Below are 13,025 nucleotides of genomic sequence, written 5' to 3'. Positions count from 1 at the left end.
TGTTGTCGTCTGCTGCGGCCTGGAGGGTGGTGGCGGTGCGGAGGGCGGCGAGGCGGACCTCTGCGAGGATGTTGGTCCAGGCGCCTGCGGTGCGGGCGATCACGGCGACGGCGACGGGCGCGGTGGCGGGAGCCGCCTGGGCGGCGGCCAGGACGGGTGCCAGGGCCGCGCGCAGCTGGTCGGCGGCGACAACGGCCCGATCCAGGACCCGGGCGTAGCCCTCCAGGGCCCGGGCGCCCGCCTCGAGGCGCTCGGCACCGTCATCCAGATCACCGGTCAGGGCGGTGGCGGCGGCGGTGAAGGCCCGGGCGGCGGCCCCCTGCCAGGAGGCGGTCGCCGCCCGGGCGCCGGCCGCCAGGTCGGCGCCCTCGACCAGGGCGCGCCCCGTCAGTCTCCAGGAGTCGGCCAGGGCCCGCACCCCGCCCGGGCAGCCGGGCACCGCGCCGACCACCACACCCGCCAGAGCGTCCCCGCCCGTCACCGCAGACCGCCCCCAAGGCCCCGCGGCCCGGCCCCGGCGCTCAGGGCGGCCAGGGCGCGGGCGCCGTCGGCGGCCCGCTGGTCGGCCTCGGCCAGCAGGGCCCCCGCCCGCCGCACGCCGTCGGCCAGGCCCCGCGCCCCGGCCGCGGCCCGCCGGGCCGCGCCGGTGCGCACCGAGGCGAACGAGGCCGCGGCGCCGACCAGGGCCGCCTCACCCAGGGCGCCGCCGTCGCCGGCCTCCACAACCACCCCGGCGACCTCCTGCCCGCACCCATCGGCCAGGCGCGCGGCACGAGCCAGCTCATCGAAGACCACATCCAGATCCACAGGCACACACCCCCGCACCCAGTCGGCCGCACCCAGTCGGCCACGGGGCCTATCGCAGAGACAACAGAAAGAACACAATGTAGCCCAGCCCACACCGCCCCGAAACACCACAGAACCGAACACACCCACCCGCCAGACCCCACCCCACCCACAACGAACCGGCACGAACATGACGGCCGGTAGCCCGTGAGCCGGTGGGACGGGCCGCCCCGCGGGGCGCAGCCCTCCGGTGGCATGACCCCCCACCCGCCCCGCGCGGCACCCGGGCCACGGTCTCCTGGCCCGCGCCGACCATGGCGCGCCTGATCTCGCCGCCATCTGACGCGCGCGTCTGCGAGTGCGTCCAAGGCGCCGTCGAGGTGGTCGATGCCCGGGTCGTGGATGAGCATCTCGGGGAAGTCCTCAAGAGTGGGACGCAGCCCGGGGCCGCCGACGGGGAAGTGGATGTCGGGGGGCCGGCGTTTTCTCAGCTGCACCCCGACGGCTGACGGCGCGTCGTCTGCTCCCCTCCCCGTGCCGGCACATGAGGAAGGTCCAGGCATCGCGATGGGCGTGGATCTGAAGGTGGGGGCACGGGATGCTGGACCTGGGACGCTGATGCGGTGCGTACCGCCTGCTGGGCGGGGCTCCGGCGCCTGAACCGCCGCATCGCCCGGGCGGTCCGGAACGCCCCGCACTCGGGCTGCTGCCCGCGGCGGTCGGCGGGGTTGTCACTCCTGTCCACGGCGGACGGCCTCCAGCATGAGGGTGGCGACGTCGGCCACCCGCACGTCCGCGCCCTCGCTGGCGACGCCGTCGGAGAGCATGGTGGTGCAGAACGGGCAGGCGGTGGCGATCACCTGTGCGCCCGTGCCAATGGCCTCCCGGGAGCGCTCGACCGCGATACGCGTGCCGATCGACTCCTCCATGAACGCCTTCGCCCCGCCGCCGCCGCAGCAGAAGGAGGTCTCGCGGCTGCGCGGCATCTCCACCGTGGTCGCCCCGGTCGCCTCCAGCAGCTCGCGCGGCGGGGAGTAGACCCGGTTGTGGCGGCCCAGGTAGCAGGCGTCGTGGTAGGTGACGGTCGGGGCGGCCTGCTGCCCGGCCTGCTCATCGGGCTCGACGACGTCGGCCGCCCCGGCGGGCTCGGCCGCCTTGGCCGGCTTCTCCGTACTCTTCGACGACGCCGGTGCCGCGCTCCCCGGGGCGGCGTCCACTGGGGTGGCGGCGCTGCCGGCCTCCGCCGTCGGCGCCGCGCCGGCCCCTGCACCCGCCGTCGCCGGCCCGACAGCACTCCCCGGCCCGGCCACGACCCCCGCCGCCGTCGACCCCTCCTGCAGCCCCGGCCCCGCACCGCCCTGCGGCGCCACCGGCCTCAGCCGCCCCTCGCGCACGAGGCGGCTCAGCAGCTGGGTGTAGTGCAGCACCTCGAAGCGCCCGCCGACCTGCGGGTACTCCCGCGAGATCATGTTGAAGCAGTGGGCGCAGGTCACCACAATGCGCTGGGCCTTGGCCTCGGTGAGGGTCTCGACGTTCTGGGAGGCGAGCATCTGGTAGAGGATCTCGTTGCCGGCCCGCCGCGCCGGGTCGCCCGTGCAGGACTCGGCGTCGCCCAGCACCGCGAAGCTCACCCCGGCGACGTGCAGAAGCTCGGCCACCGCCCGTGTCGTCCGCTTGGCCCGGTCCTCGAAGGCGCCCGCGCACCCCACCCAGAACAGGTAGTCGACCTCGGAGGCGTCCTCGACGTCGGCCCCCACCACCGGCACCTCGAAGTCCAGCCCCTTGGCCCAGTCCATCCGCTTGCGCGGCGCCAGCCCCCACGGGTTCCCCCTGGACTCCAGCTTGCGGAACATCTGCCCCAGCTCCTTGGGGAAGGCCGACTCCATGAGGACCTGCTGGCGGCGCACGTCGATGACATGGTCGAGGTGCTCGATATCGACCGGGCACTGGTCCACGCACGCCCCGCAGGTGGTGCACGACCACAGCACGTCGGCCGGGATGACCTCCCCGGCCAGCGGCGCCGGGCGCGCGGCCACGCCCGACTCGGAGGGGGCGGCCCTGGCGGCCAGCAGCGCGCCCAGCACGTCGCCGGTGTGGGCGCTGCCCGGCGCCAGGCCCAACCGGTCGCTGCGCTCCAGGCCGTCGGTCATGCCGATCAGGCGGCCCGCGAGCCCCCCGCCGGCGCGCCGCTCGGCCAGCACCTCCTCGGTGACCTCCTCCGGGGCGACGCCGAGCGCGCCAGCAGCCCGCAGGTAGGGGGCGACGGCGGCGTGGTGGTCGCGCAGCGCCAGCACGAAGAGCTTGGGGGACAGGGGCTTGCCCGTGTTCCACGCCGGGCACAGGTCCTGGCAGCGGCCGCACTCGGTGCAGGTGGAGAAGTCCAGCAGGCCCTTCCAGGTGAAGTCCTGGATCCTCCCCACGCCCAGGGTCACCTCGCCGCCCGACTCCTCGGCGGCCTCCATGGCGGCGTCCAGGTCGTCCATGGTTCCAGCGGTCAGCGGCACGCCGTCGGGCAGGAGCAGCGGCTGGGCCGGGCCGAGCGCCTTGGTGCCGTCGGTGTTGCGGCGCGCGTAGAGGTTGACGAAGGCCAGGAAACGGTGCCAGGCCACGCCCATGGACGGCTGCAGTCCGACGACGACGAACCAGCTCATGGAGATGACGACCTTGATGGTGGCCACCACGGTGATGGCGATGGCCAGGCCGGTGGCGCCCAGCGGCTCCAGCAGCGGGCCGCTCCAGGCGGTCAGCGGGAAGTGGGTCCAGCCCGCCAGCGCGCGCTCGGCACCGTCGTCGGAGACCGCCAGGCGCGCGTGCTCCAGCATGCGCAGCACCAGGACGCAGGCGACGACGCCGGCCACCACGGCCTCCACGAAGTGCGCCTGGGCGGCCGAGGAGCCGGCGAAGCGGGAGGTGCGGGGGCGCCCTGCGCCCTCCTCGGCGTCGGGGAAGGGCGGGGCGGTGGCGCGGCGGGTCTTCCGCCGTCGGACCACGATGAGGTGGAGGATGCCGGCGGTGCTCAGCCAGGCGGTGACCTCCACGACCCAGGCCCACCAGGCCTGGTGGCCGAGCCACGGCAGCCCCCAGGTCGGGCGCGCCAGCACCTGCCCGTAGCCGGTCACCAGGGTCAGGAAGAGCAGCGGGAAGCTCACCATGACCAGCCAGTGGGCGGCGCGGATCCAGGGGCGGCCCCTGAAGGCGGTGTGCCCGACGACCTCGGCGAGCATGCGCACCAGGCGGCGGCCGACCGGGTGCAGGCGCTCGCGCGCCACGGGCCGGCCCACGCGCATGCGGGCCACGATCGTGCAACAGGCGCGCGCGAAGACGGCCACGCCCACCACGGTGGTGAGGGCGACCACGACGGCGCAGATGAGGTGCACGATCGCAAGGGGGGTCATGCCGTCAGCCTAGTTGTCTGCGCCGGCGGGGCCCGCGAGGCGGCTCACGGGGCGGCCCGCGGGGTCGCCGGCGGCTCCGCGCCTCCGCTCATTCGCGCGTCTTCCCGCCTGAACCGCTCCGGCGCCCCGTCCGCCGTCGCCTGTTACCCCTCCGCCGCCCCCTTGCCGAGATCGGTCAATATCCGCACCGAGATCGGTCGTATTCCGCACCGAGATCGGTTCGGGGCGGAGCTCGACCGATCTCGGCGACGGAGGCGCGCCTGGGCGCCCGAGCGCCCGGGTGCCCAGGTGACCGCGTGGAGCGGGCGGGAACAGGCGGGGACGTGAACGTACCTCCGTTGAGGTCGGGGCCCGCCGCCCGCCCAGCCCGCCCCGCGCCCTGCCTCAGGCCCGCCGGTGCGCGCCGGCCTCCCGTGCGCCGGCCCCCCGCGCACCCACCGACGCCACGAGGTCGTCCGCCCACTCGGCCGCCAGGCGGCGAACCCCCGCCCGTGTCAGGGCGCGGCACGAGAGCTCTGCGGGCGCGTTCAGGGACACGACGGCGCCGATCTCGGCCTGCGCGAGCTCCAGCACCCGCGCCCGCTCGCCCTCCGGGTCGGCCGCGCAGCCGACGGCGCTGAAGGCCTCGATGACCTGGTTCTTGACCCGGCCGAGCTGGGAGAGGAAGGACTCGCCGACGTCCTCGTACCCGGCCCCGTCCACCGGAAGGTGATCGCCGCCCTGGCCCGACGCGGCCGACAGCTCGCCGCCCAGGACGTCGCCGACAGTCCTCGGGCTGTCCGCCTTGACGTCGTAGGGCGCCTGGAGGGACGCGGGGCCAGCGGCGTTGCGCTCAAGGGGGTCGGCCACCCTCCTGGTCCACCAGTCGGTGCCGCCGGTGGGCACCGTGCTCAGCTCGGCCTGCGCCTCCGCCAGGATCCGCCTGACCCGGGCGCCCGCCGTCCGGGAGTCGCACGCGTGCCGCATGGCGTAGTGGTCGGCGAGGGCGTCGAGGGGGATGGTGGTGCACCGGCGGTCCGTGAGCTTGTTGACCAGCAGCGCAACCACCTCCTTGGCGTCCGCGGGCAGGCCGCCGGGAACCCGCTTGGCGTCCATCCGGGTGGGGTCTCCGGCCTTGCCCGCCAGGTGGCGGTACATGGAGGTCGTCTCCCTCTCGACGGTCCTGCGGTAGTACCCGGCGAGGTTGGTCACCAGCGGCAGCGGCGCCCGGCCGCGCCTGTTGAGCTTGGCGATGACCCCCGGCGTCGTGACGACGGCGCCGGTGTCCTCGTTGCGCGACACCAGGCCGAATACCACGTTCCAGGCGAAGTCGGCGCAGGCCGGGCACTCTGTGGAGATCCCGGTCCCGAGGGCCTCGGCGCCCCCCGGACCCGACGACGGGCGGGAGAAGGGGCTCACCCCGCAGCTCCCGCCGTGGCGCCGGAAGCTGTGGAGCTGGCGCGTGATCTTGCTGCGGTAGGCGAAGTCGAGGAGAGTGCGGACCCGGTCGTAGAACTCGTCCTCGTTGACGTACTCGACCCGCTCGAAGGAGGAGGCGACCCGCGCCTCCCGCCCCGACCAGACCATGCCCGCGGCGCCCTGGGCGCTCCGCGCGGCGATGTACACGGTCTGGGGCGCGGCAGTCGGTCCGAGACCCGCGCCCCGCGCGCGCCCGGCGCCCTCCAGGTGCGGCGGGACCGTCAGCATGTACTGGGATGCGAGAATCTCGGCCTCGGTGTAGAGGCTGCGCTTGCCCATGGTGACTCCTTCGGCGGCGGCCCGGGCCGGGTGCTCGGACCTGTCGAGGGACAAGCGCGGTGTTTATTCGTCAGCCGGCCCGGGGGTCCGTCAGCAGTCGGTGCAGCACCCCTCGCACGCCACGACGGCGATTCCCCCGGCGCCCGCATCCGCCCGGTACGTCCCGGCGGGCCGGCCGAGCAGGGGCGCGGCCAGGGCCTGCTCGACGATCCGCTGCAGCCGGCGGGCGCCGTCGGGCCTGCTGACGGCCTCGTCGAGCAGCAGCTCGCGCGCCCGGGCCCCGATCTCCAGCTCGTAGCCGGCCGCCGTCGCGACCCGGGACAGGTCCGCCAGGACGGCGTCGAGCACCCCGGCCATGCGGGGGCGGGTGAGGTTGTTCATGAGGACGACGGCGTCGAGGCGGTTGAAGACCTCGGGCGGCAGTAGGCGCCGGATCTCGGTCTCGGCGGCGCGGCGGCGGTCCTCGTCGTCGCCGAAGCCGGTGGCCGAGCGGGTCAGGGCGCGGGCCCCGGTGTTGGCGGTCAGGACGATGTGGAGCCCGGAGGCGTCCACGGTCCGCCCCGAGTAGTCAGTCAGCGTGCCGTTGCCGAGGATCTCGAGCAGGAGCGCGTCGCGCAGGACGGGCGCGGCCTTGTCCACCTCGTCGAGCAGGAGGACGGCGCGCGGGCTGCGGCGGATCCGGGTGGTCAGCCAGTCGTCGCGGTTCTCCGAACCGACGTAGCCGGGCGGCGAGCCGAGCAGCGCGGCCCCGAGGTGGTCGGAGGTCAGGGACCCCATGTCCACCCGGATGAGCGGCTCGGCGCCCTCGCCGACCTGCTCGGCCAGGGTGCGCGCCAGCAGCGTCTTGCCGGTCCCGGTGCCCCCCGCCAGCAGCAGAGCGCAGCGGGGGCGGTCGGCGACCAGGCGCAGCCCGGAGGCCCCCAGGGCGACTTGGGTGGCGGCCGTGCGGCACGCCTCCTCCTGACCCAGCACCCTGGAGGACAGCGACTCGAAGAGGGCCTCGACGTCCAGCCCGACGGCGGCGCCCCGCCCGGCGGCTCCGCGCCCGAAGTTTTCGGCCGCCTCCTCGGCCTCGGGGGGAAGGATGGGCGAGCGCCCCAGCAGCGCCCCCTGGCACGCCCACAGGTCCAGCAGGCTCTCCCCGAAGGCCGGCTGGGACGGGTCCCCCTTGCCCGGGACGGCCGCGGCGGCGGTGCCAATGGTCGGTTCGGGGATGGAGACCCTGTGGTACTTCTCCAGGCGCTCGGCCGCTGCGCGCAGGTAGTCCACTATCTCCTTCGACCCGGGCGCGGGGCGGGCGTCCACAATGGCCGTCCCCGGGAGCAGGGCGCTGCACGAGCCCAGGTCGTCGAGTTCGTCCCAGCCCTCGCTGGTGACCACGATGAGCGCTGGGACGCCGAGTTCGCGGGCCGCCGCCCGGGCCGCGTGAGGGATGCCCGACTCGATGGGGTCGGGTCCGTCATCCATCGCCACGAGGATGTGGCGCTGGTCGGCGGGCGAGAGGGGGGTGCTGTGGGCGCACTGCCGCAGGTCGGACAGGTCGTGGCAGCGGTGCAGGACGCACGGCCGCGCGGTGCGCGGCGCGACCTCCGCCAGGCCGGCCTCCAGGCGGTCGACGAGGTCGTCGGGCGTCAGGTGCTCGGGGGCGATGAGCAGGATGTCCTGCGGGTTGCGGGCGATGAGGCGGGTGAGCGCGTCGAGCAGCCATCCGCTCAGAGGACGTTGGTCGGCCGCCGGCGGTGCGGGCGGGGTGCGGTCCTGAGCGAGGACGAGCGGTTGTGTTTTCACACCGCGTATGACGGACACGGGTGCGCATCGATCCGCAGCTCGCAGCAATCAACACGATGTGGCGTGGATCTCCCTGATGCATCTAGGCCGCCGGACGTCCCGCCCGCCGAGATCGGTCCGGCTCCGCACCGAGATCGGTTCAAAACGTCCGGTGGGTGGTGGGGCGGTTGTGGGGTGTGGGAGCTGTGCCGGGGTGGGGGCGGTCCTCTCCGGTGTTGCACATGGGAGGGCGGGGCCTTCGCGGGGCGAGGGTGGGATTTTGGCGGGATCATGCGTTTTCCCGTCGATTGACGTGCTCGGTTGCCGGGCTCCCATGTGCGTTGAGGGGGGACTGCGCACATGGGAGCCGGGTCCTGGCTGCCGCTGAAACCGCTTTTCCGCATGATTCCTGGGTTTTCGCTAACACGAACCGTGCGCGAATGTGCAACATCCATCGTCCCGGCACTCACGGGGCCCGGCAGAGCCGCTCTGCGGCGGTGCGCCACGGCTCGCGCGTCCATCTTGGCGGCAGAGAGCGTCCCCTGACGTCGTTGGGCCGGAACCGAACCGATCTCGGCGCGGAACTCGACCGATCTCGGCGAAGGGGGGTGCGGGACCGCGCGGGCGCCCGGGCAGCGTGTCCGGGGCGCCCGGGCAGCGTGTCCGTCAACAGGTTCATCGGGACTCGTCGTAAGGAGACGTGAGGAGGAGGAATGCGCCACGCCAGCTGCTCCGGCGGCTCGAAGAAGGGGGCGGAACGCGTCCGACCGGCACCGACGGCGAGCAGGGGCAGGGCCCTGAAGGTCGTGGCGACCTCGTCGGCCGGTCTGTTCATCCCCTTCGTCCTCGGGGTGCTGCTGACCGTCGACCACGCCGCGTCCGCCCGCACGTGCGTCGCCAGCCGGCGGTACTCGACCTTCATGTCCCAGTTCTCCCCGGGCGGTGGACGGGGAGCGCTGTGGGCGATTATGCGCGTCGGCGCGTCGGTTCTTCAGGCGGCCGCCCCGCTGGTCATCGCGCTTGTCGTCTTCGTCGCCCTCTGCTGGGTGCTCCAGCTGCCCGTGCTGAGCTATATCGGGTTCGCAAAGGGTCCTCTGAATCTCGGTAGCGCGGTGGGTCTCCACACCCTCATTGTGCTCGTGACGCCGGTGGCCCTCGTCCTGATCCTTCAGCACGCCGGCATTATTCTCGCGTTCCAGGGGTGCGAGCTCCCCGCCCTGAAGACGTCGTGGATCCCCTGGGCCCCGGCCGGGTGGTTCCGCACCGGCATGTCGTGGATTCTCTTCGCCGTCTCCACCTTCCTCCTGACGTTCATTGCGAGCGTGCTTCCGGGCAGGGGTCCGCTGCTGTTGAAGGACAGGGACTTCGAGTGACCTCCGTCGGCCAGGATCTGAGCGGGAGGCCCGGGGCCTCGGGGCGCTTGCGGGGGAGTCCCGGAGCCCGCGGCCCGCGCCGGGCGGTGCTCGCGGAGCGGGCGGGCCGCCGGGCAACAGGGCGCCCGCGCCCCCGGGCAACAGGGCGCCCGCGCCCCCGGGCAACAGGGCGCCCGGGCACCTGGACGACGGCTCGCTCGGGCCGCCCACAACCGGGGCGGACGGGCCGCGGCGCGGGCTGTGTCCCGATGCGATGCCATACCATGTCACTCAGTTTGTCGGAGTGCCCGGAGGTAGGTGTGGTCAGCGCGGAGAGGCCCCTCAGGAGCGGCTGGGAGCGGGTGCGCGCGCATGATCCCGAGCTCGTCGACAGGTGGACGCAGCGGCCGGGCCGCAGCGGCCGCCCGGCGAGAGGCGAGGGCGTGCCGGTCGCGGTGCTCCGCAAGCAGCTGCTTCCGCTGCTCCTCGCAGGGGAGTTCCCGGATCCCTCCGCGCTGCTCAACAAGTCCGGCTACCGCAGCCTCAACCATGACGAGGCCAGAAGGCTGGAGGAGGGGATCGCCGTCGGCGCGCCCAGGATCGTCGCCGCGCTGCGCCTGGTCGAGGCTCTGGACGAGGCCGCCGGCAGGAGCTGGCTGTGGAGGGAGTGCTTCTCGGACCGGTCCAGGCAGTGGCGGAACCGGAAGTTCGTCGCAAGGGCGAGAAAGGGACTCGCCGCCGGGCAGTCCCTTCCCTCGACCCGCGAGGAGGCCGACACCCTCCTGGAGGAGATCCTGGAACGGGAGAGCGTGCGGCCCACCCTCGACATGGCCCGCCGTCTGCTCGATGAGCCGGAGATCGCCGCAGATCTCGCCGACCGTCTGCGCCGGTCCTGGCGGCCCGCCTGCGACGGCGTCGTCGGGCCCCGAGCGGGTGCCGCCCGTGCGCTGGGCCGTCAGCTGCGCGAGCTCGTGGGCCTCCCCTTCCAGGCTATGGACGCGGCCGGCCGGGAGACGGATCTGCCCGAGATGACCGAGCGGTGGCGGGCCATGCGGGCGAGCGCCGGCGGAGCGGACGAGCCGGCGGACAGGCTCCTGCGGGACCGGACCGGCGCGCTCGGGCTCACGCGGGACGCGGAGGCCTCGTCGATGAGTGCACCGGTGCGCCTGCGCGGGAAGAGCGAGAGCCGCGCGCCCCTGGACTGGAGCTTCGAGGAGCGGGTCGCCTCCGCCCTGAGGCGGCTTCCCGAGGACTACCGCACTACCGGCCTGCCCGACGACCTGCGCGGCGAGGCCGCCAGGTGCGCCCACTGGATGGGCCTGGGGCGCCCCGATGACCGGCTGGTTCTGCTCCTGGCGGCCGTCGTCGTCGAGGAGGCGCAGCGGCTGGGCTGGCGGCGACGCGGGGCGATCGGCCGGCCGGAGCGGCGCACCCTCGTCGACTGGCTGATCGCCGCCCACGGCCGGGTCGAGCGGATGGTCGCGACGGCGTCGTCGGAGTCCGTGCTCTACGACGCCCGGTGGAGGGGCCGGGCGGTGGGTGTGGACAGCCTGGTCGACCTGCGCGGGCAGCCGGACGCCGGCCACCGGGTGGAGACGCGGCTCCTGGGCGAGATCGGCCGCACCGCCTGGCGGAGGCTGCACCGGCGCGAGTACGTCGGCGACCCGGGCGGGCAGGACCTGACGAGCTTCTCCCGCGACCTCGCCCGCTGGATGCGCGACGCCGCCCGCTTCCTCGTGGAGCGCCAGAGGCGGGACGGCGAGCGGGTCGGCGGGCCCGCCGTGGCCGGCGACGCCGCGAACGCGCTCATGCGGGGCCTGTACTCGCCCGCCGAGCAGCACAGCGGCCTGGGAAGGCGGGCCCTCGGCGCCTACCTGGTGGCGCTGCGGCGCTGCCGCGACGTCGATGAGCCGGCGGAGGAGGACCGCGGGGCGCTGGCCGCCGCGCGCAGGGGGATCGGGGAGATGCTTCGGCGCTGGCGGCGCGAGGGCGTGATGAGGGCGGCCGGTGCGGAGCTGACGGTGAGCGCTGTCGTCGCCGTGCTTGAGAGAGCCGACGGCGCGGATGGTGCCGACGGCGCCGGGGATGCCGGCGGCGCGGGGGAAGGAGCCGAACAATGAGCCCCGAGTCGGAACGCCGCGGGCCCGGGACCCCCTCCGGGCTGGACGTCGTCCGCCTCCGCCTGGCCGACGACGGCCTGGTCATCGCCCCCGGCGGGCGCGGGCCCGATGAGGGCGGTGCGGGCAGCGGGGGCGGCGGGGACCTGGTGCGGCCCGCCCTGCCCGTGGACGGCGGCGAGCTCGTCTGCGACCCGGGGATCGCGGACCCGGCCGCGGCGGGCTGCATGAGCGCCCGCGTCCTGGCCGCGGAGGTTCCCCAGTGGGTCGGCCTGGTCTACGGGCCCGACGTCGCCCGCGCCGCCCGCGAGCTGCTGGCCGGGTCGGCCGGGGACGCCGACGGCCCGGCGCGCACCGTGCGCACCACCTGGTTCACCCGCCCGTCCCCGGCCGCCTGGACCCTCCTGCGCATCGCCCAGGGGCTGTGGATGCGCCGCTACTGGCCGACCCCCGCCGCCCGGCCCGTGCCCGCGCCCGACCCCTTCCTCCTTGACCTGGAGCTGGGCGCCCTCATGCAGGCCGAGCCGGTGCCCGCCTGCTTCGGTACCGACGTCATGGAGCTGCTGGTCTACGGCCCCCACCGGGACCGGATCCGCGGGGCCGCCGAGCAGCTGCGCGACCACGGCGCGCCGGACGTCCTGGCGCGCAGGCTGCATATTCTGCTGCGGCGCGCGCTGGCCTGGCTCATTGCGCGGATCGAGGACGACGACGGCGAGGGTGTCGGGGCCGGGGCCGATAGCGGGGCCGGGGCCGACGACGTCGGGGCGCTGTGGGCCCTGTACGACGACCTCGGCGGGCTGCCCCGGCCCGTGAGCGAGTCCTACTACGCCTCGACGGCGCGCGGTCCCGCTCGGGATGGGGGCGCGCCGCGCGCTGTTGCCGGGCCCGAGGGCGAGTGGGGCGGCGGCGCGCCCGTGCGCCACGGCGTCGACACCCTGGACTGGTCGCAGAACCTGCACGGGCTCCTCGACACCGGGGACGGCGCCGTGCGGTGGTTCGTCGCTCCCGCCGACGACGGCCGGCTCAGGCTCGAGGTCTCCGCGCCCCTGGCCGAGCGGCTCGTGCGCGACGCCGAGGGGGTCAGGGCTCTGGCCCGCGTCCCGATCCCGGCTGGGCTGCCCGTGCTGGTCGAGCTCGCGCCCGATGAGACCGGGACGCGTCTGACGGGGTGGGCCGCCGTGTCGGCCGACGAGGCGCGGGGCGTGGACACCGTTGACGTGGTGAGCGCGCCGGGCGGGCGCGGGCCGCTGCGGGGGGCGGCGCGCGAGCGGATGCGGGCGGCTCAGCGCGAGGCGGCGGCGTGGGCGCGCCGTCGGGCGGGGGCGGTGCGGCGGCAGGGGGGTGCGGACCCCGAGGGGTCGCCGTGGGATCGTCCGGTCCCCAGGCGGATCCCGTCGGGCCTGGACCTGAGCATGCCCTGGGCGGCCGAGGTCGCGGCCGTCGTCGGCACGCCCCTGCGGTCGTAGGCGCCCGTGCCCGTCAGTCGGGGTGGCGGCCGGGACGGGCTCCGGGGCTGCGGGCGGGCCCGCCGCCCTGGTGACCGCGTGGAGCGGGCGGGAACAGACCGGAACGTGAACGTACCTTTGCGACGTGAACGTGCCTTTCTCCCGTCCTTCTGGTAGTAGACCGTAGTAGACCTCAGAGGGGTGGGAGAAAGGCACGTTCACGTGACGAACCTCCGTTGGTGTTGGGGCCCACTGTCTGCCCAGTCCGCCCCGCGCCTCCGGAATAGATGGTCCAGGGTGCTCGATAAGAGGCCTTTTACGGCGCTTTTCAGTCGCGCTAGTAGAGTTCGTCCTCGACCTGCGGGTGATCGCTGGTTGGGGGTCGAGAAGGAGAAGAACGGCGGGTGACGCCTCATTTGGATGATG

At 74.7% G+C, this 13,025-nt stretch carries 8 protein-coding genes; 3 read left to right on the top strand and 5 right to left on the bottom strand.

Features of this window, described 5'->3' with window-relative positions; all coding sequences use genetic code 11:
- From O145_RS19590 to O145_RS10060, 5 genes are all read right to left on the bottom strand, one after another.
- On the bottom strand, positions 1–481 hold a 481-nt coding region (locus O145_RS19590; protein WP_043562602.1), incomplete at its 3' end, for a hypothetical protein.
- Positions 478–795: a hypothetical protein gene (locus O145_RS18185; RefSeq protein ID WP_043562600.1), complete on the bottom strand. Its 318-nt coding sequence runs from the start codon at positions 793–795 to the stop codon at positions 478–480. The genes O145_RS18185 and O145_RS19590, both read right to left, overlap by 4 nt.
- A gap of 722 nt (positions 796–1,517) precedes the next feature.
- Positions 1,518–4,181 carry a heterodisulfide reductase-related iron-sulfur binding cluster gene (locus tag O145_RS10070; RefSeq protein WP_043562595.1) on the bottom strand — a complete coding sequence of 888 codons (2,664 nt, stop codon included), beginning with the start codon at positions 4,179–4,181 and terminating at the stop codon, positions 1,518–1,520.
- A 384-nt stretch (positions 4,182–4,565) separates the two neighbouring features.
- Positions 4,566–5,972: a hypothetical protein gene (locus O145_RS10065; RefSeq protein ID WP_156966709.1), complete on the bottom strand. Its 1,407-nt coding sequence runs from the start codon at positions 5,970–5,972 to the stop codon at positions 4,566–4,568.
- Positions 5,973–6,008: 36 nt separating this feature from the next.
- The gene (locus O145_RS10060; protein ID WP_156966708.1) at positions 6,009–7,706 is read right to left on the bottom strand and encodes an AAA family ATPase; all 1,698 of its coding nucleotides are present in this window, start codon (positions 7,704–7,706) and stop codon (positions 6,009–6,011) included.
- 692 nt (positions 7,707–8,398) lie between these two features.
- Here O145_RS10060 and O145_RS10055 point away from each other — a divergent pair.
- The 3 genes from O145_RS10055 to O145_RS10045 all read left to right on the top strand — a co-directional run bounded on the left by O145_RS10055 (position 8,399) and on the right by O145_RS10045 (position 12,620).
- Positions 8,399–9,058 carry a hypothetical protein gene (locus O145_RS10055; RefSeq protein ID WP_043562590.1) on the top strand — a complete coding sequence of 220 codons (660 nt, stop codon included), beginning with the start codon at positions 8,399–8,401 and terminating at the stop codon, positions 9,056–9,058.
- A gap of 299 nt (positions 9,059–9,357) precedes the next feature.
- Complete coding sequence (locus O145_RS10050; RefSeq protein WP_052374971.1) at positions 9,358–11,157, top strand: hypothetical protein; 1,800 nt, start codon at positions 9,358–9,360, stop codon at positions 11,155–11,157.
- Positions 11,154–12,620 carry a hypothetical protein gene (locus tag O145_RS10045; protein ID WP_043562586.1) on the top strand — a complete coding sequence of 489 codons (1,467 nt, stop codon included), beginning with the start codon at positions 11,154–11,156 and terminating at the stop codon, positions 12,618–12,620. Before O145_RS10050 ends, O145_RS10045 begins: the two co-directional genes overlap by 4 nt.
- Positions 12,621–13,025: the final 405 nt, after the last annotated feature.

The organism is Actinomyces israelii DSM 43320, assembly GCF_000711965.1.
In the GTDB taxonomy this organism is placed as follows: Bacteria; Actinomycetota; Actinomycetes; order Actinomycetales; family Actinomycetaceae; genus Actinomyces; species Actinomyces israelii.
This window is presented reverse-complemented; position numbering and strand designations above follow the sequence as displayed.